The 18,313-nt window shown below is 46.9% G+C and carries 14 protein-coding genes; 4 read left to right on the top strand and 10 right to left on the bottom strand.

Annotated features, from left to right (window positions below; genetic code table 11):
* Positions 1-8 precede the first annotated feature (8 nt).
* From AC5JL3_RS19995 to AC5JL3_RS19975, 5 genes are all read right to left on the bottom strand, one after another.
* Positions 9-2,126 carry a hybrid sensor histidine kinase/response regulator gene (locus tag AC5JL3_RS19995; RefSeq protein WP_496076140.1) on the bottom strand — a complete coding sequence of 706 codons (2,118 nt, stop codon included), beginning with the start codon at positions 2,124-2,126 and terminating at the stop codon, positions 9-11.
* A 5-nt stretch (positions 2,127-2,131) separates the two neighbouring features.
* Positions 2,132-3,034, bottom strand: coding sequence for a chemotaxis protein CheB (locus AC5JL3_RS19990; RefSeq protein ID WP_496076139.1), 903 nt, complete (start codon positions 3,032-3,034; stop codon positions 2,132-2,134).
* A 10-nt stretch (positions 3,035-3,044) separates the two neighbouring features.
* On the bottom strand, positions 3,045-3,896 hold the full coding sequence (locus AC5JL3_RS19985; protein WP_496076138.1) for a CheR family methyltransferase: 852 nt from the start codon (positions 3,894-3,896) through the stop codon (positions 3,045-3,047).
* Between the two features lie 280 nt (positions 3,897-4,176).
* Positions 4,177-10,893 carry a hybrid sensor histidine kinase/response regulator gene (locus AC5JL3_RS19980; RefSeq protein WP_496076137.1) on the bottom strand — a complete coding sequence of 2,239 codons (6,717 nt, stop codon included), beginning with the start codon at positions 10,891-10,893 and terminating at the stop codon, positions 4,177-4,179.
* 348 nt (positions 10,894-11,241) lie between these two features.
* Positions 11,242-11,472: a helix-turn-helix domain-containing protein gene (locus tag AC5JL3_RS19975; protein ID WP_192219896.1), complete on the bottom strand. Its 231-nt coding sequence runs from the start codon at positions 11,470-11,472 to the stop codon at positions 11,242-11,244.
* Positions 11,473-11,587: 115 nt separating this feature from the next.
* Here AC5JL3_RS19975 and AC5JL3_RS19970 point away from each other — a divergent pair, with 115 nt between their 5' ends.
* Positions 11,588-11,839: a hypothetical protein gene (locus AC5JL3_RS19970; protein ID WP_496076136.1), complete on the top strand. Its 252-nt coding sequence runs from the start codon at positions 11,588-11,590 to the stop codon at positions 11,837-11,839.
* 60 nt (positions 11,840-11,899) lie between these two features.
* Here AC5JL3_RS19970 and AC5JL3_RS19965 read toward each other — a convergent pair whose 3' ends face one another.
* The gene (locus tag AC5JL3_RS19965) at positions 11,900-12,586 is read right to left on the bottom strand and encodes a DUF8692 domain-containing protein (RefSeq protein WP_496076135.1); all 687 of its coding nucleotides are present in this window, start codon (positions 12,584-12,586) and stop codon (positions 11,900-11,902) included.
* Positions 12,587-12,962: 376 nt separating this feature from the next.
* Between AC5JL3_RS19965 and AC5JL3_RS19960 the strand changes: the two genes are divergently transcribed.
* On the top strand, positions 12,963-13,145 hold the full coding sequence (locus AC5JL3_RS19960; protein WP_496076134.1) for a hypothetical protein: 183 nt from the start codon (positions 12,963-12,965) through the stop codon (positions 13,143-13,145).
* 140 nt (positions 13,146-13,285) lie between these two features.
* On the opposite strand, the gene AC5JL3_RS19955 is transcribed toward AC5JL3_RS19960, so the two are convergent.
* The 4 genes from AC5JL3_RS19955 to AC5JL3_RS19940 all read right to left on the bottom strand — a co-directional run bounded on the left by AC5JL3_RS19955 (position 13,286) and on the right by AC5JL3_RS19940 (position 16,695).
* On the bottom strand, positions 13,286-13,420 hold the full coding sequence (locus tag AC5JL3_RS19955; protein WP_496076133.1) for a hypothetical protein: 135 nt from the start codon (positions 13,418-13,420) through the stop codon (positions 13,286-13,288).
* A gap of 239 nt (positions 13,421-13,659) precedes the next feature.
* A complete protein-coding gene (locus AC5JL3_RS19950) occupies positions 13,660-14,034 on the bottom strand; it encodes a WD40 repeat domain-containing protein (RefSeq protein WP_496076132.1) in 375 nt (124 codons plus the stop codon).
* 12 nt (positions 14,035-14,046) lie between these two features.
* Positions 14,047-15,321 (bottom strand): WD40 repeat domain-containing protein, encoded by a 1,275-nt coding sequence (locus AC5JL3_RS19945; RefSeq protein ID WP_496076131.1) that lies wholly within the window; start codon positions 15,319-15,321, stop codon positions 14,047-14,049.
* A 153-nt stretch (positions 15,322-15,474) separates the two neighbouring features.
* Positions 15,475-16,695, bottom strand: a complete 1,221-nt coding sequence (locus AC5JL3_RS19940) for a helix-turn-helix domain-containing protein (protein WP_496076130.1) — start codon at positions 16,693-16,695, stop codon at positions 15,475-15,477.
* A 484-nt stretch (positions 16,696-17,179) separates the two neighbouring features.
* Between AC5JL3_RS19940 and AC5JL3_RS19935 the strand changes: the two genes are divergently transcribed.
* Both AC5JL3_RS19935 and AC5JL3_RS19930 read left to right on the top strand, forming a co-directional pair.
* Positions 17,180-18,010, top strand: a complete 831-nt coding sequence (locus AC5JL3_RS19935; RefSeq protein WP_496076129.1) for a peptidoglycan-binding protein — start codon at positions 17,180-17,182, stop codon at positions 18,008-18,010.
* A gap of 61 nt (positions 18,011-18,071) precedes the next feature.
* Positions 18,072-18,296: a hypothetical protein gene (locus AC5JL3_RS19930; RefSeq protein ID WP_496076128.1), complete on the top strand. Its 225-nt coding sequence runs from the start codon at positions 18,072-18,074 to the stop codon at positions 18,294-18,296.
* Positions 18,297-18,313 lie beyond the last annotated feature (17 nt).

Below are 18,313 nucleotides of genomic sequence, written 5' to 3'. Positions count from 1 at the left end.
ACTGCGCTCTAGTGGTGAACGCCTTCATCTACAGCTCGTCCAGCAAGGTTAGCGACGGCGATGACTAACTGAGCGGTGTCAACAGGCTTAGTGAGATACATTTGGAAACCAGACGCGATCGCTTGTTTAGAATCCTCCTCTCGAACATAGGCAGTCAAGGCAACAGCAGGAAGCATTTCGCCTCTATTTTCCTCAAGCTCTCTGACTTGGCGAATCAGGCTATAACCGTCCTCACCAGGCATCCCAATATCGCTCACTAAAACATCCGGTTGTGAAGTTTTAAGAACGTTGAGTGCCTCTGTTACGGATGTGGCTGCGATCGCTTCTGCTCCCGATTCCTCAATCACAGTAGTGAGAAGCTCACGTACATCCGGCTCATCATCCACAATCAAGATCTGCAGGCCACAGAGAAGTCCTGCTGCTTTAGCGGCTGCACTAACTGCGGAGTGACGACTTTCTCGTTGCAATCTCAGTTTTTCCAGACGACTTGGTTCTGGCTGGGGACTATCTTGGAGCTGCAACTCTACAGTAAAAGTTGCTCCCTGTCCCTCACCCTCACTGTCTGCTCGAACCGTGCCGCCATGTAGTTCTACTAAATGCCGTACAATTGCTAAGCCCAACCCTAAGCCACCATAGGCTCGTGTCGTTGTACTGTCTTCCTGGCGGAAGCGATCAAAAACAAAGGGAAGAAAGTCTTTGCTAATCCCAATACCTGTGTCAATCACCTGAATTTGAGCATGGGAGTCAGTACGCTGAACACGAACTTCCACTTTTCCGCCTTCGGATGTGAACTTAATAGCATTGGACAGAAGATTCCAGACAACTTGCTGCAAGCGAGTTGAATCCCCCTTAATCATTAAGCTTTCCTTGCCGCCCGAATTGGGAGAGAATCCATCGCCATTAACACTTCCATCTGAAACTGAATCGGTGGAGGTGTCAAAGACCGTTTCTACTTGAATCGATTTTGCCTCCACTAAGGGACGCACAGAATCAACAGCTGCCTCAACTACAGGGAAAAGATTAATCAAGTGGAGATTGAGAACCAGCTTACCGCGAATGATGCGCGAGACATCGAGAATATCCTCAATGAGTTGTGATTGCAATTTCGCATTGCGCTCAATCGTCTCCAAGGCACGAGCGATGGTTGCTGGCTCAAATGAGCGGGTACGCAGTAGTCCAGCCCAACCGAGAATTGAGTTGAGGGGGGTACGGAGTTCGTGGGAGAGTGTAGCGAGGAACTCATCCTTCATCCGGTTGGCTGCCTCCGCCTGCTGTCGTGCGGCCTGTTCCCGGATGAACTCAGCGCGGGCTTCCTCGGCAAGTTTACGATCGGTAATGTCTTCTACCGTACCGACATGACCAAGCAGTTCGCCTTGTGCTGATAGCATTGCTGAGGCGCGGACATGAACTTGGCGAACAATTCCTTCAGGGGTTTGGAAGCGAAACTCACTGGAATATTCATCCTTCGCCAGTGTCCATGCCGACCAATCGGCTACTACTTGCTCACGGTCGTCAGGATGCACAAATTGTAACCAACCGTCTCCCAAACTTTCCGCAAGCGAGAAGCCACAAATCGTTTGGCAGCGTGGGTTCGTGTAGGTGTAGCGACCTGTAACATCGGTGAGGAAAATACCCACAGGTGAGCAAGCACTTAATGAGCGAAACCGCTCCTCACTCTCCCTAAGTTCGGCATTCATCGCGGCTAGTTGTGCCGCTTGTCGTTTTACCTCTGCTGTCTTCTGGAATAAGTCAACAAATACTGCAACCTTCGAGGACAAGATTTCCGGTTCAACGGGTTTGAACAGGTAGTCTACTGCGCCAAGAGAATACCCTTTGAACATCAGCGAGTCGCTGGTGCTGAAGGCAGTTAGGAAAATGATCGGTGTATGTTGCGATCGCGCTCGGTTTCGGATTAAAGTGGCTGTCTCAAATCCATCCATCCCTGGCATCTGGACATCTAGCAAAATGACCGCAAAATCCTGATTGAGAAGGCATCTCAGGGCTTCTTGACCAGAGTGAGCCTTAATCAGATTCTGACCAAGTTTGCCAAGTATCGCCTCCAGCGCTAACAAATTTTCTGGATGGTCATCGACTAAAAGGACGTTAGCTTTCGGTTCAGGCTGCATGTTCTCTACCTCAGCGCCGGATGGCAAAGGTTAACTAGAAAAGGGGCAATCTCATTTAGGGGTAAAATCCAGTCTACGGCTACAGTGGCAATTGCTGCTTTTGGCATTGTCATGGACTCAGCCGTAGTCGGTTCTTGGACTACAGCCAAGCCGCCGTTTGCCTTGATTTTCGCCAACCCCTTTGCTCCATCGTGACTCGCCCCTGTCAAAATCACTCCAATCACTCTCTCTACATAAGCATCAGCAGCTGACTCAAACAATACATCAATTGCTGGTCGTGCATAGGACACGGGAGCTTCTGTCGAGAGAGTAAGATGGTTCGCTTCCACCAACAAGTGATAGTCAGCAGGTGCTAAGTAGACTCGACCTGGAACAATTTTTTCTTTATCTTCCGGCTCAACGACGACGAGCGCACAGTGGCGTTGTAAAAATAGGCTTAGGCTATCGTCAGAGTCTCTATGACGATGTTGGACAATCGCCACAGGGACACTAAAGCTTTTCGGAAATCCAGCTAAGAAGATTTCAAGGGCGTGGAGTCCGCCCAAGGACGTACCAACAACCACCAGTGCATAAGGAGAGTTGCCCAAAGAAGTGCGTTGGCTGTGAGTCCTCATCGTCGAGAAGCTTTGGAGTGGAAGAGCAAGAAAATCTGGGGAGGCAGAAGATAATCTCTCCCCACTATCCCTAACTCGATTCTCTCCTTTTCTGTATTCAAGGGGAAAGGTGAACAAGGGCTGACGGCGATAGTTGATTGGAAATTGGCAAGGCAAACTCTTCTCCTTATGGGTGAGGAGGAATTGACAAGCGCCGATTTTAGGAATGGGAAGTGGGGAATTGTTCATTCTCATTCCCCATTCCCCATTCCCCGTCCTCGAAAACTCCATCTGCTCGTGGGAGGAGTTTTTCATTCTGTTGCTCTTACCCAACCCGGCGGTAAAGCTTCTCACGCTTGTCTAATGCTTCATAGTGTTGTTCATGCGGGGTAAATTTTAGAGATTCTTGGCGTCCTAACCCCAAAACACCAAACCGACTGAGGCTTTCGTAAAGCAATTTGTGAACTCGCTCTTGAAGTGTTTGATTGAAATAAATCAGGACGTTCCGACACAATATGACATTGAACTCATTAAAAGATCCATCTGTTGCTAGATTATGTTGAGAAAATATTATGTTTTCTTTGAGCGATGAGCGAAAAATCGCATTCTCATAAGCAGCCGTGTAGTACTCAGAGAAGGATTTTTTCCCACCCGCTCGGAGATAGTGTTGAGTATATCCCTGCATTAATTCCAGAGAAAAAATACCAGCTTTCGCTTTTCTCAACACAAGTTCATTCATATCAGTAGCATAGATTCGACAACGGTGATATAGCCCTTCTTCTTCCATCAATATTGCCATTGAGTAGACTTCCTCACCCGTGGAACAGCCAGCGTGCCAAATCCGAATAAACGGATAAGTGCGTAATAGCGGCACAACTTTGCTGCGGAATGCCAGATAAAAGCTAGGGTCGCGGAACATAGCTGTCACGTTGACAGATAGACCGAGTAGGAAGCGTTCCAAACAGGCTGGGTCATGTAGCACTTTCTCTTGAAGTCCAGACACACTACTCAACTTTTCTGCCCGAATGGTATTCCAAATTCGACGTTTGAGAGAAGCCAAAGCATAGTCCCGAAAATCGAATCCGTAGTAACGAAACAATCCCTCTAATAGTAATTGAATTTCGATCGCTTCCAATTCGTTCTGTTTGTGAACGTGGTCATAGTAGGGTTGAAGCATTACGCTTTTACACTGAGTCGTCTCCATAAATTTCAAAGTGGAACGGTATGAACTTTTAAGCAGTTCTCACCTTTAACTTGCATCGTTTAGTTATTGGTTGTTTGTTGATGGTTTACTGTTGACTGATAACAATTAACTGTCAACAAAAAGTGACTAAATTCAAGATGTAAATTAAATATTCATCAGCTTAATTCATAACGTGCCTTGCGGTGAAGCCTTCTTCCCGCAGAAAGCTCCCCTAAAGCAGATTTTCCTCCAAAATCTACTCCTTAACCATCCCCTAACGATAGAGCCAGACGCGCAGCAGCGAGAGCAACTGCTCTGGATCAACAGGTTTAGTGATGTAGTCAGATGCTCCAGCGTCAATGCACTTTTCTCGATCGCCTTTCATCGCTTTGGCAGTGAGGGCAATTATCGGCAGTGAGACAAATTGACTCATTTTGCGGACAGCACGCATGGTTTCATAACCGTCCATTTCTGGCATCATCACATCCATCAGGACAACATCAATTCCAGGCGTGTTTTGCAAGGTAGTCAAGCCATCTCTACCGTTCTCGGCATACAAGATCTCCATTTGATGGCGCTCTAGCAGGCTCGTTAGGGCAAAGATGTTGCGAACATCGTCGTCAACGATTAGAACTTTCTTACTAGTAAGAACGCTGTCTGTCTGATGCAGTTGTTCCAACATTTGTTGCTTGGGTTGCGGCAAATTGGCTTGGACTCGGTGCAAGAACAAAGCGGTTTCATCCAAAAGACGCTCTGGCGATCGCACGTCTTTGATAATGATTGTGTCAGCAATTCGCTTGAGTTCTGTTTCTTCTTGCTGGGTCAACTCTTTGCCCGTGTAGACGATGATTGGCAGCTTCGAGAGATTCGGTTCTTGCTTGATCTGCTCAATCAGTTCCAACCCTGTCATATCAGGTAGTCCCAAATCGAGAACCAAACAATCAAACTGTCCTGACTTAAGTGTTTCTAGGGCTTGGGCACCAGAACTCACGGCTGTTGTTGCCACATCACTATTGCCGATGAGTTCGACAATACTGTTGCGTTGCAGTTCATCATCTTCTACGACCAAGAGGTTCTTGACCTTGCGCTCGACAAAAGACTTAATGCTGGTTAAGGCTTCAGTTAAGGCTTCACTGCTTACGGGTTTTTGGAGATAAGCGATCGCACCTTGCTGTAGACCCCGTTGTTGCCCTTCCTCAACGGAGAGAATATGGACGGGGATATGGCGGGTACTTGGGTCATGCTTTAAGCGATCGAGAACCGTCCAGCCATCCATCACAGGTAACTGAATATCTAGCGTAATTGCATCGGGTTTAAATTCCCGTGCCAGAGCAAGTCCCGGCTCACTCCGCGTAGCGACAAGAACCTTGAAACCCTGTTGCCGCGCCATATCCAGAAGGATACGAGCGAAGTTGTAATCATCCTCAATGACTAATAAAACGCGATCGCCAGGTTGGATGTCATCCCGGTCATCTGAGATCGGATTGGGGAGTGAGGATGATACTCGTACAGGGTTCTCCGGTGGCGTTAACGAATCGTTCCCCGAAGGGGTAGGATTCGTAGGGCTATAGTCGGAGGTAGGGGACTGAACCGAGGAAGACATCGGGAGATGGAAACGTGCTGAGGAGGGTAAAGAAGCTGGGTCCCTGTATCGTCGTGTTCCCATATCCATTCTCTCCCTCTCTTGGTAAACCTGTGGTAGGTAGAGCGTGAACGTACTACCCTGACCCAGATGGCTAACGAGTTGAATCTCTCCCCCCAATAGTTGAGCAATTTCGCGGCTGATCGATAAACCTAAACCCGTACCGCCGTACTTGCGACTGGTTGTACCATCAGCTTGCTGAAATGCCTCAAAAATGACCCGTTGCTTCTCTGGCGCAATGCCGATTCCTGTATCAGTTACCGAGAACGCAATCACAGTACTGGTACTATTCAAGACTTCATGGTGAGGACTCCACCCACGAGTCGCCACTTCTACCCTTAAAGTGACTTCTCCTTGGTCAGTGAATTTAAAGGCGTTGGAAAGCAGATTTCTCAACACTTGTTGTAAGCGCTTCGAGTCGGATTGGATCGTTCTTGGCAAGTTGGGTTCAAATTCAAGGATGAAGTTAAGTCGTTTGTCCTGCGCGATTTGACTGAAGGTTCGTTCGAGTTGACCCCTGAGTTCGCTGAATAGCATCGAGCTAATTTCAACCGACATGGTTCCCGATTCAATCTTGGCGAGATCCAAAATGTCATTGATTAAGCCCAAAAGGTCGGTACCAGCAGAGTGGATGGTTCGGGCGTATTCAACTTGCTTGTCTGTAAGGTTCTGATCAGAGTTATCAGAGAGCAATCTTGCCAGAATCAAGAGACTGTTGAGGGGTGTCCGCAATTCGTGGGACATATTTGCAAGAAATTCCGACTTGTATTTAGAAGTCAGCGCTAGTTGCTCCGCTTTTTCTTCGAGCGATTGTCTTGCTTGTTCAATTTCACGATTTTTGCGCTCAACTTCCTTGTTTTGCAACGCCAACAACTCTGCCTTCTCTTCTAGCTCTTCGTTAGTCTGTTGCAGCTCTTCCTGCTGGCTCTTGAGGAGTTCCTCAGAGGCTTGTAGAGACCTTGCTTGTTGTTCTAGTCGCTGGTTGGTTTCTCGAAGTTCGCTTTGCTGGGTTTGCAGTTCTTCAGCGAGAGACTGCGACTGCTTGAGCAATTCTTCAGTCCGCATACTGGCTGCGATCGTATTCAGGACGATCGCAATACTCTCAGTAAGTTGGTCGAAGAATGTCAAATGAATCTCATTAAAGCGGCGGAACGAAGCGAGTTCAATCACTGCTGTCACCTGTCCCTCAAAGAGAACGGGCAACACAACAGCATTGAGGGGTGTAGCTTCCCCTAAACCAGAGCTGATCTTGATGTAGTTTTCCGGTACTTCTGTAATTAATATGCGTTCCTTCTCCAAGGCGCATTGCCCCACTAAGCCTTCTCCCATGTGGAATCGGTTAGCCAGAGTCTTGCGTTCGCGGTAGGCATAGGTACTCAAGAGCTTGAGGATTGGTTCATGGGTTATAGCTGCGTCCATTAGGTAGAACACGCCGTGTTGTGCGCCAACCAGAGGAGCAAGTTCCGACAGGATGAGTTTAGAAACAGTTTCCAAGTCGCGGTGACCTTGGAGCATCCGGGTAAACTTGGCAAGGTTGGTTTTCAACCAGTCTTGCTCAGTATTCTTCTGCGTTGTCTCCCGGAGGTTGGCAATCATCTGGTTGACGTTATCTTTCAGGATTGCCAATTCCCCTTCCGCTTGAACCGCGATCGAGCGTGTAAGATCTCCCTTGGTTACAGCAATTGCCACTTCTGCGATCGCACGCATCTGAGTCGTGAGGTTTGCCGCCAGTTCGTTCACGTTGTCGGTCAAGTCTCTCCAGGTTCCCGCAGCCCCAGGCACCTTCGCCTGTCCACCGAGTTTTCCTTCAATTCCAACCTCCCGCGCCACCGTCGTTACCTGATCGGCAAACGTCGCGAGGGTATCGATCATCTCGTTAATCGTATCCGCTAGGGTTTCAATCTCCCCTTTGGCATCGAGCATCAGTTTGCGCTTCAAGTCGCCATTCGCAACTGCCGTCACAATCTTGGCAATCCCTCGCACTTGCGCGGTGAGGTTACCTGCCATTGAGTTCACATTGTCAGTTAAGTCCTTCCAGGTTCCAGCAACACCAGTTACCTGTGCCTGACCCCCCAACTTCCCTTCCGTTCCCACTTCCCGCGCAACCCGCGTTACCTCCGAGGCAAAAGAACTGAGCTGATCGACCATCACGTTGATGGTATCCTTCAGATCCAAAATCTCGCCTTTGACATCGACAGTAATCTTCTTCGAGAGGTCGCCGTTTGCTACCGCTTTAGTCACTTCTGCGATGTTTCGGACTTGCGCGGTGAGGTTCCCTGCCATTGAGTTAACGTTATCGGTTAAGTCCTTCCAGGTACCGCCCACACCTCGCACATAGGCTTGCACACCCAGTTTTCCTTCTGTACCCACCTCACGAGCAACCCGCGTTACCTCCGAGGCAAAGGAGTTGAGCTGATCCACCATTGTGTTGATCGTATTCTTCAGCTCTAAAATCTCTCCCTTAACATCGACAGTAATCTTCTTCGAGAGGTCACCGTTTGCAACTGCCGTCGTCACTTCTGCGATGTTCCGCACCTGCGCGGTTAAACTTCCCGCCATGAAGTTCACACTGTCGGTCAAGTCCTTCCAGGTACCCGCTACGCCTTTGACTTCGGCTTGCACACCCAGCTTTCCTTCTGTACCCACCTCACGGGCAACCCGCGTCACCTCTGAAGCAAACGAGTTAAGCTGGTCTACCATCACGTTGACAGTATTCTTCAGCTCTAAGATTTCACCTTTCACATCAACGGTAATCTTCTTCGAGAGGTCACCATTTGCTACCGCTGTCGTGACGGCAGCAATGTTCCGCACTTGAGAAGTTAAGCTTCCCGCCATGAAGTTCACACTATCAGTCAAATCCTTCCAGGTACCTGCAACCCCTCTAACATCCGCTTGCACCCCCAACTTCCCTTCTGAACCGACCTCTCGCGCCACCCGCGTCACCTCTGAGGCAAAGGAACTGAGTTGATCCACCATGATGTTGATCGTGTTCTTCAGTTCCAGAATTTCACCTTTGACTTGAACGGTGATTTTCTTAGAGAGGTCGCCATTCGCCACCGCTGTTGTCACTTCCGCGATGTTCCGCACCTGTCCTGTGAGGTTCCCCGCCATCGAGTTCACGCTGTCGGTTAAGTCCTTCCAGGTACCTGCAACGCCCCGCACTTCTGCTTGTACGCCCAGTTTTCCTTCGGTTCCCACTTCCCGCGCTACCCGCGTCACCTCTGAGGCAAAGGAACTGAGCTGATCCACCATGATGTTGATCGTGTTCTTCAGCTCGAAGATCTCACCCTTAACATCAACGGTAATCTTCTTGGAGAGGTCACCATTTGCTACCGCTGTTGTAACTTCCGCAATGTTCCGGACTTGAGCGGTAAGATTACCTGCCATCGAGTTCACGCTGTCGGTTAAGTCCTTCCAGGTGCCCGCAACCCCTCGAACATCCGCTTGTACACCTAGCTTCCCTTCCGAACCCACCTCTCGCGCTACCCGCGTTACCTCACTAGCAAAGGAATTGAGCTGATCCACCATCACGTTGATCGTGTTCTTCAGCTCTAAAATCTCACCCTTAACATCAACGGTAATCTTCTTCGAGAGGTCACCATTCGCTACGGCTGTCGTCACTTCCGCGATGTTCCGCACTTGCGCGGTTAAACTTCCCGCCATGAAGTTCACACTATCGGTCAAATCCTTCCAGGTACCTGCAACCCCACGCACCTCGGCTTGACCACCCAGCTTTCCTTCGGAACCAACTTCTCGCGCTACCCGCGTTACCTCACTAGCAAAGGAGTTGAGCTGATCCACCATCACGTTGATCGTATCCTTCAGCTCTAAAATCTCTCCTTTAACATCAACGGTAATTTTCTTTGAGAGGTCACCATTCGCAACCGCCGTCGTGACTTCCGCGATGTTCCGGACTTGGGCGGTAAGGTTACCCGCCATCGAGTTCACGCTGTCAGTTAAGTCTTTCCAGGTACCTGCAACGCCTGTGACTTCGGCTTGAACACCCAGCTTCCCTTCGGAACCAACTTCTCGCGCTACTCGCGTTACTTCACTCGCAAAGGAGTTGAGCTGATCCACCATGATGTTCATGGTGTTCTTTAGTTCTAAGATTTCCCCTTTGACATCAACCGTAATCTTCTTCGAGAGGTCACCATTCGCTACCGCTGTTGTCACTTCCGCAATGTTCCGGACTTGGGCAGTTAGGCTTCCCGCCATGAAGTTCACACTATCCGTCAAGTCCTTCCAGGTACCCGCAACACCTGTGACTTCGGCTTGACCTCCTAGCTTTCCATCTGCCCCTACCTCTCGCGCTACCCGTGTTACTTCACTAGCAAAGGAGTTGAGCTGATCCACCATGATGTTGACGGTGTTCTTTAGCTCTAGAATTTCGCCTTTGACATCAACGGTAATTTTCTTCGAGAGGTCACCATTCGCTACGGCTGTCGTCACTTCCGCGATGTTTCGGACTTGGGCGGTGAGGTTACCCGCCATTGAGTTCACGTTGTCGGTTAAATCTTTCCAGGTACCTGCAACGCCTCGCACTTCGGCTTGCACGCCCAGCTTCCCTTCTGTCCCCACTTCACGCGCCACCCGCGTCACTTCACTAGCAAAGGAATTGAGCTGATCCACCATTGTGTTAACGGTGTTCTTCAGTTCGAGTATTTCGCCTCTAACATCGACGGTGATTTTCTTGGAGAGGTCACCATTTGCGATCGCAGTTGCGACTTCTGCAATATTCCGCACCTGTCCTGTCAAGTTCCCCGCCATCAAGTTAACGTTGTCGGTTAAATCCTTCCAGGTTCCCGCCACACCCCGCACTTCTGCCTGAACACCGAGTTTTCCTTCGGTACCCACTTCTCTCGCCACCCGCGTCACTTCTGAGGCAAACGAACTAAGCTGATCCACCATCGTATTAACGACTTGTGCGGTGGCAAGGAACTCACCCTTCAGGGGTCTACCTTCAATTTCGGGTGCGATCGTTTGGGATAAATCACCATTCGCCACTGCCCGAATTACACGAGCGGTTTCCGCCGTAGGCTGGACTAAATCTGTAATTAGGGTATTGACAGAATCAACACAAGCTGTCCAAGAACCGCCGGCATTTCCAAGCGATGCCCGTTGCGTTATTTTGCCTTCCTTTCCAACAACAGTGCTAATTCGCTCTAACTCGGCTGCCATTCTTTCATTCCGCTCAATAATGTCGTTGAGCGTATCGGCGATTTTCCCTGCCATGCCTGTCTGCTCGACGGGCATCCGAACTGAAAAATCGCCTTTCTTAACAGCTGCCAAAGTTCTCAGGAGCTGTTTGGCATCCAATTCATCTGTACTAGCTACCTGTGCAGTTGGCATAACCTCTTAACCCTAATGATGCTTATAAGATTTACAGCGAGACGCGCACCCTGTGTATACTTTGCTACTGTTTAGCTGATGTGTGTTGGTAGAAAAACTTATAACCTTACCACGAGCCAGTGATGAGGCTACTCACCAAGCTAAATACACGACGCTACAGATAGCACCGCCGTACTTGCACATCATTTATTGAGCAGCTTAACCAAACACAACCACAGAAGAATTGTATCTATCCTTACTGTTAATTGTGGCTATCTCATTTGATAAATCTTGTCCACTTAAAGGAAGATCTTCCTCTTTCTAATCATCACGGCTGAGTCGAGGTGAATGAGCTAGGACTGATCTTCACTAGAGTAGGAAATCACCCACGTACAGCCGGATAAATTCTGCCGCCGCTTCAGGATTAAGCCCTTTGAGCGCCTCAGCAATCTGCACCACGGTTTCAGCCGTAGGGTCTCTTTGCTCGTGATACCACTTAAAAATCATAGAGCGGTCAACTCCCAAAGTTACAGCTAATTTGTTCTGGCTGATTCCGTAAGTCTCCAATGTCTGCCTGAGAGCTTTTCCCGCTTTTCCCATGCCTCTAATCGTGTCAGAGGATTATGAGCGAGTAAATGTTGTCTTAAGCGACCACACCTGCAATACTAGGTGTTGTCTATTAAGACCACATCTAGATTGAATCAGGTGAACTCGAATGCAAGAGAACTTTCTGCCTAATGACAGTGAATTGCCCTCTAACGATGTTTCTTTTCAGGCTTCTAGCGATTCAGTTCCGAGAAAAGAATTTGTCAAGATTATGGTTATCGGTTCTCGCAAAGAGATAACCAGTGTCATCAAAATGCTACATACTTTAAGGTTTGCAGAGGCGGGTGAATGGAGTCCGATCATGCCTCATGGCGAGTCAGGTGAAATGATGAGCGTTTTGAGGAAAAAAGTTTTGGGGTAATTTATAGGAGAGGAGGATGCGATCGCTTTCAAGGGGAAAAACTATTTCTGTACCAATGCTCTAGTTAAGAGCGATTGCCGATTTAAGCTGCTCTACACAAGCTCTTGCAAAGTAAGTGAACCAACTGATAATGCCCAGCAGCTTAAAGCCATCTTCCAATAGGAATTCACCTTCATTTCCGAATAAGCGTGTAAAAATTGGAAAAAAGTCAATAGTCACTGATAATCCCAGAAAGCAAAAAGCAAGGTTAAGAAAAATAAACTCAGTTTTCAGGATTGTTTTCCTAACTTTTATAAGATAGAGCGAGATAATCATTCCATATCCAACAAAGGCAAGCTTCTCAGGAATGTTTAGATAGTATGGAAACACCTCTTCATGGATAAGGAAAAGATCATCTAGCAACAAAATAGATGTTATACCACCAGAAAATAGAAAAAACCGCTGAAACTCTTTGCTTCTGCCTATATCTGAGAGTAGCCTAAAGCTGAAAAAGCAAATGGCTGCAGCAGAACACCAAAATAATATGCCAATGTTGGAAATTGCTCCAAAGTAAAATGGCGATTTTGTTATCGCCAGTGGATCGCGTGTAAGGTTCGGCACAGGTATTTTAGTTTGCAAACTTATGATTGCAAACAGAATAATTACTGGTGTATACACCGTGAACATTACTGGAAGTAATGCTCTGGATTGATCAAGTAAGTCTTGTCTTCTGTGTTCCTTGAACGGCTGCTTAATTTCTGTTGCCATACTCACCCCCATCCAGGCAGTTATTGTTTAAAAACAGTAGTAAAAACGCTAATCATTCGCATAGTGAGTGCAGCCCCCTTGTGACTTACCTCTTTTGATCACGCAGTGAAGTTGTACTGCTTATATTAAGGTAAAAACCTGATTAAGGTAAGATTAACAAATAACTAACGCTGTTGTCCACACAAAGCGAGGACACAGTAGCCGTATTATGAGTAGTCGTACTGCTACAAGACATGAAAAGAAAACCTATGAAGAAGGACGCTAACGCAACTCAAGTCTTTGAAATGCTGGATAAATAGGACTTCAGTTAAGGCGTTTGGGAAAATATTCCCAACGCTATAGAAATACAGATACCCATAAACCTAGTTACGAAAGTGTGAGTGATTTTGCCCTTGCTGTTGCATCAGTAACATTCAACTTTTTCCGCGTACTGTTTCCCTATGTGCGGCAAGTTTTAGGCTTTTTGCGTAGAAAAATGAGCGGCAGGAATAACCTACTCACTCAAAAAGGCGATACGACTGTTGATATACCTAATTTTCAACTGGTGGAAGATATCTGATGAGTTGATCTAGAGACTCTTAACTAAGATAAGCTTGACAATTCTGCTGCATTGGAGCCAGATGAATTTAAGTCTTTGGTCAAAGATTTTCGGCACTTTAAAACCTTCTTGATGCTTAAAGAAAGTACGCGAGGCTTATCTTAGGAGGAGCGATCGCCTATGGAGGGGGAGGTGCGATCGCATCCTTTCACTAAGCTACCCTTGAAGCTTTCAGGGAATGTTGAAGCCTGATAATTGAGCAAGCCGTTCTCCAATTTCTTTACCCTGATCGCCATTTTTAGCGAAAATTTCACGCATATCCTCAGGAGTTGAAAGGCAAAACTGCTCTAGAAGTTTTAACCAGCTCAGTCTCGATTTGCATATTGCATAGAGCTACAGATTATTTCCCAAACTGGACACAGTAAGTTGAGCGACTTGATAGATGCGATCACTCTCAAAAGTGTTATCGGTTATTGGTTATTAGTTATTGGTATTCTTTAACGAACAACAAATAACAAACAACAAAGCCTCGCCTTTACTGAATCAGCAAATCTTCCAACTCTACTGCGCCTAGAGATTTCAGCGTTGCTTTCTGCACTGCCGTTAAACCAGTAACGCCAGTAATATTCATACCCTCGTAGAATCTATTTGCTCTCAACGTTTTTAGCTCACTGCCCGTCTTGACATCCCAAAGCTTAATAGTTTCATCGTCACTGCCACTTGCCAAGGTTTGACCATTAGAACTCATGGTAACCGCTCGTACCCAATCACTATGACCTTGCAAAGCCTTGTCGCATTGACCGCTACCTACATCCCATAAGCTTATTGTTTGGTCAGCACTGGCACTAACTAGAGAGTATCCATCTGGGCTGAAAGCGACTGAACTCACCCTATTAGTATGTCCCTGCAATATACTTAAGCATTAACCTGTGCTAATGTCCCACAACCTTATTGTTTGATCTTCACTGCTGCTAGCAATGAGTTTACCATCAGGACTAAAGGCAACAGAACGAACTCCATCAGCATATCCCTGCAACGTTCTCAAAGCCTGACCTGTGCTAATGTCCCACAGCCTTACAGTTTGGTCATTACTGCCGCTAGCCAGAAATTGTCCATCAGGACTAAAGGCAACTGACCAAACCCAATTGGTATGTCCTTGTAAGGTTCTCGAACACTGACCTGTACTGACATCCCAAAGTCTCACCGTTTGGTCATCGCTACCACTAGCTAGAAGCTGCCCATCAGGGCTGAAAGCAACTGACCAGACCCAATCGGTATGGGCTTGCAAGGTTCTCAAACACTGACCCGTACTGACTTGCCAAAGCCTCACTGTTTGATCAGCACTACCACTGGCAAGAGTGTGACCGTCGGGACTCCAAGCCACTGACCAGACTTGGTTGGTATGCCCCAGCAACGTCTTTAAGCACTGATCGGTGCTGACCTGCCAGAGCCTTATGGTAGAGTCATCATAGCCACTAGCAAGAATGCGATCGCCAAAACTAAAGGCAACTGACCGTACCCGACTGGTATGTCCCTGCAAAGTTTTCAAGCATTGACCCGTACTAGCATCCCAAAGCCTAACTGTATGATCGGCACTACCACTGGCAATGATTTTACCATCAGGACTAAAAGCGACTGAGCGAACCCAATTAGTATGTCCCTTGCAGGTTACAAGAGGTTTGCTATCTGCAACTTGCCACAAGCGAATCTTACAATCTGCATCACCTGTTGCGATAAGTTTGCCATCGGGGCTGAAGGCAACTGAGAGAATACTGCTAAACGTTTCAGCAAAAACACACTTGGCTAAATCAGAGTTTTGGAAGTTGACTTGATGCAAGTTCATACGTCTGAGGTCAGCTTGCCAAAGCGTTAGCTTAGAAAAATCTCGACTTCTGAAATCGATTTGCAACTGCTGCATAAGATTGAATAGGTTACCCGCTGCATATCCAGTTTCTAGAGCGGGCTTTCCTTGCAGTCCTGATAGAATTTGATTGAGCTGTTTTTCCAAACAACTTTTATTATGAAAAGCCGTCAGCAGTTGCTTGGCAACAGGTTTGAGAATTAGGCGAGTTTGGGTATGGCGAATGTAGTCTTTTGCTTGAGCTTTGATTAAAGCATGGCTCTTGAATAGGGTAAGTTCTTGAGTGACGATTTCTTGAACGACCTGCTTGATAAGCTCTTCGGTTATGTACTCCATGACGACAGGCTGCTGGGTGAAGCGGTTTAAACTTTTTTCGATTGGCGTAAGTGTAGCTTTTTCGATTAGCGATCACCTCATCAGAGAAGCCAGAGCTTCTAGTAATTCACTGGACGATATTTTCGGTACTAAATCCTCTTACAGTTCTAGAAATTACACTGGCTCACGATTGATGGCTAGCCAGTACATTACCTCTTTTTCTAAAGAACATAGGCGGTTAAACTGCCGATCTAGTAAATTACGAATATCATCAAAAACTAAGGTGCCTTGCTCTAATAAACTTAGGAACTTAGAAACATCACTATCAAATAAGTCCCGGATAACTGGAGCTACCATTTTCAAGGCTAAGGGATTCCCAGCATAGTGTTTGATTACTGCTCCCCACTCAGATTCTGATCCTAAGAAGAACCACCGAGATTGAAAAATTTTTTGTCCTTCTACTGTAGGCAAACCAGTTAGTTGTAAGGAGCGCACGGGCGAGGTTAGCCCTTCCTGTGCTGCCAGTTCTTTCGGTTTCTCACGACTGGTTAATACTAGGCAACTGTTGTGGCGTTCTTCTCCCAGTCGTCTGAGAAATTCTCCATATTCCTCATATCCTTCTTGGTAAAAAGTAGTGCGTTCACCTCCTCGTAGAATTGACTCAGCATTATCCAGAACCAACAAACATCGGTGTTGGCGTAGATAGTGTATTAAATGTGAAATTCTCCCGTCTACCGTTTCTGGTAAATTCGTTTCTTGCCCTCTAGAGATGAATTGAATTAGCTCTGCGGTGAGTTCTTTAAGTGGTGGTGCGTTGCGGAGACTTCGCCAGATCACGTAATCAAAATGCTCCTGAATTCGCTCTGCCAATTTGACAGATAGAGCAGTTTTCCCCATGCCGCCCATTCCCAAGAGCATGACTAGACGGCAGCGCTCAACAACAATCCACTGCTCTAGCCGATTGAGTTCTTCTACCCGCCCAAAGAAAACAGAGACATCAATCGCCTCTCCCCAATCTTGAAACTGATTAGCCGTGACTCTATCAGTAGTTGAGGTGTGAGTAGTGAAGCAACTCTGGTAGGCTTGAGGGTTTTTAACCTGACTGGTAACTGTTGTGTCAGATAGGGCAGCCGTTGCATAAATCTGTCGCGCACAACGTTTCAGAACTGACTGGGCATTAGCCTTAGTAATTTTCTCCCCAAGTGCCTTTGAGAGCAACTGCCACAACTTGGAACCCGTGTCCTTGATGTAGCCCATGTCATAACCAGAGCTTTTGGCAATGTCTCCGTATGACTGTCCTTCCCAAGCTTGCCGAAATACGAGTTCTTGAACTTTATTTAAGCATCCTTGTTCTAGAACTCTCTCAACAATTAAAAGCGCTTCTTCAACAGTCATTTACTAGAGCCTTAAACGTAATTTCTTTGTAGGGATAATTATTAGATGTCTTACAAAAGTCAATTAAAACTAGGGAGCTGTAGTACTTATCACCCTTTTCTTTGCCATTTATGCAAGAAGACTATTCGACAAGAGGTTGGCTGAAATATTAGCGCCTCATAGATGCAACCGACTTGGATAAACAGGGTTCATCATGCCTCTACACACACTCTCCCTGGAGAAAAATGTGAAAAGCTGAAAACCTGCATCAGTAATAACTTTATTCATTTATCTACAGTTGCTTGCCGTTTCGATCCGGACAACGATCTGACTTTTCTATGACTGTAGATCTGACATTCTTCTGACCTTTTCCGACTGCCGACGTGTGGAGGTGGTGGTTATTCTGGCTTCATCTCAATGAATTCTGCGATTGAAGATTTAGTTGTCATTAATTAGCTAGGAGAACTTCTTAATGAGTCGCTCAATTAGTCAAAAGGAGAGATAAATGCAATTTTCAGAAATGAAGGACACTTATCAGCAACTTTGGAGTACCGTCAAAATAACTGATTTAAGCGCCACTGATGCAGTTGTTTCCAAAGTTCTGTCTAACCGGGGCAGGTATAAACAGGCACAGCGCGAGAGTGGCGTATGGTGGCCCGTTATTGCTGCTATACATAGCCTTGAGGCTTCACTTTCATTTAACGGGCATCTTCACAATGGTGATTCTCTCAGAGCAAGAACCAAGAATGTTCCAGCCGGAAGACCGATTTCAGGTACTCCCCCTTTTACCTGGGAAGAGTCGGCGGCAGATGCTTTGGCAATGAAACGCACAGATAAGGTGAATTTTTTAGATACTCCCGAAGAAATCCTTTGGTACTGTGAAAGATACAACGGTTGGGGTTTCCAGACAGGTGCAGGGCGCAACACTACACCACCGCGACGTTCACCCTACCTGTGGTCTAAGACTAACCATTGGATTAAAGGTAAGTACACCTCAGATGGTCGCTTCAATCCGAATGCAGGTTCTTTACAGGTAGGAGTCGCTGCTATCCTCAAGCGACTTGAACAACTCGGACATATTAGCTTCGAGCCATTACAGCCTCCTGTACCGCCACTGACTAATGGGCAAAGACCGATCCTACGCTTTGGTGATAAAGGGTTTTGGGTAGGTGTTGCTCAACATACAGTTAACGGCTGTGGGTTTGAACCCCTCACTGTTAATAACGATTTTGACTCAGCAACAGAGCGCATCATCATGAAGTTCCAAAGAAGTGTGGGACTGAATGACGATGGTGATGTGGGACCGCTGACTTGGGCGGCGCTAGAAATAGCTTAGTGGTTTTTGGATACTCCTTCCGCTTTCAGCGTAAACACCACCTATTTAGGAATTTAAAGCAATGCGTTTACAAACTTTTTACAATGCCAAACTAAACAACCAGACCATAGACTATGGCATTGAAGCGATCGCAGCAGACAAAGAATTAGCTACACATATTCAAGAGGTTTTAATTTGGCTTAAGTTTCTCGATCCGCCTGCTGATGGCAAGTTTGGTCCAATTTCTTCTAGTAGACTTCGGCGGAAGCCTACCTGCCATTATGCCGCCAAAGCCTTACCCTTGTAAGTCCACTTAAAGGGTTT

It is taken from the genome of Symplocastrum torsivum, from assembly GCF_059505465.1.
Note: the sequence above shows the minus strand (reverse complement) of the source record. Positions and strands in the feature narration are given on the sequence as shown.

What these genes read in the sequence shown, in the direction of transcription:
- AC5JL3_RS19995 (WP_496076140.1), bottom strand. Translation starts at nt 2,126, where the DNA reads ATGCAGCCTGAACCGAAAGCTAACGTCCTTTTAGTCGATGACCATCCA.
- AC5JL3_RS19990 (WP_496076139.1), bottom strand. Translation starts at nt 3,034, where the DNA reads ATGAAAAACTCCTCCCACGAGCAGATGGAGTTTTCGAGGACGGGGAAT.
- AC5JL3_RS19985 (WP_496076138.1), bottom strand. Translation starts at nt 3,896, where the DNA reads ATGCTTCAACCCTACTATGACCACGTTCACAAACAGAACGAATTGGAA.
- AC5JL3_RS19980 (WP_496076137.1), bottom strand. Translation starts at nt 10,893, where the DNA reads ATGCCAACTGCACAGGTAGCTAGTACAGATGAATTGGATGCCAAACAG.
- AC5JL3_RS19975 (WP_192219896.1), bottom strand. Translation starts at nt 11,472, where the DNA reads ATGGGAAAAGCGGGAAAAGCTCTCAGGCAGACATTGGAGACTTACGGA.
- AC5JL3_RS19970 (WP_496076136.1), top strand. Translation starts at nt 11,588, where the DNA reads ATGCAAGAGAACTTTCTGCCTAATGACAGTGAATTGCCCTCTAACGAT.
- AC5JL3_RS19965 (WP_496076135.1), bottom strand. Translation starts at nt 12,586, where the DNA reads ATGGCAACAGAAATTAAGCAGCCGTTCAAGGAACACAGAAGACAAGAC.
- AC5JL3_RS19955 (WP_496076133.1), bottom strand. Translation starts at nt 13,420, where the DNA reads ATGGCGATCAGGGTAAAGAAATTGGAGAACGGCTTGCTCAATTATCAG.
- AC5JL3_RS19945 (WP_496076131.1), bottom strand. Translation starts at nt 15,321, where the DNA reads ATGGAGTACATAACCGAAGAGCTTATCAAGCAGGTCGTTCAAGAAATC.
- AC5JL3_RS19940 (WP_496076130.1), bottom strand. Translation starts at nt 16,695, where the DNA reads ATGACTGTTGAAGAAGCGCTTTTAATTGTTGAGAGAGTTCTAGAACAA.
- AC5JL3_RS19935 (WP_496076129.1), top strand. Translation starts at nt 17,180, where the DNA reads ATGCAATTTTCAGAAATGAAGGACACTTATCAGCAACTTTGGAGTACC.
- AC5JL3_RS19930 (WP_496076128.1), top strand. Translation starts at nt 18,072, where the DNA reads ATGCGTTTACAAACTTTTTACAATGCCAAACTAAACAACCAGACCATA.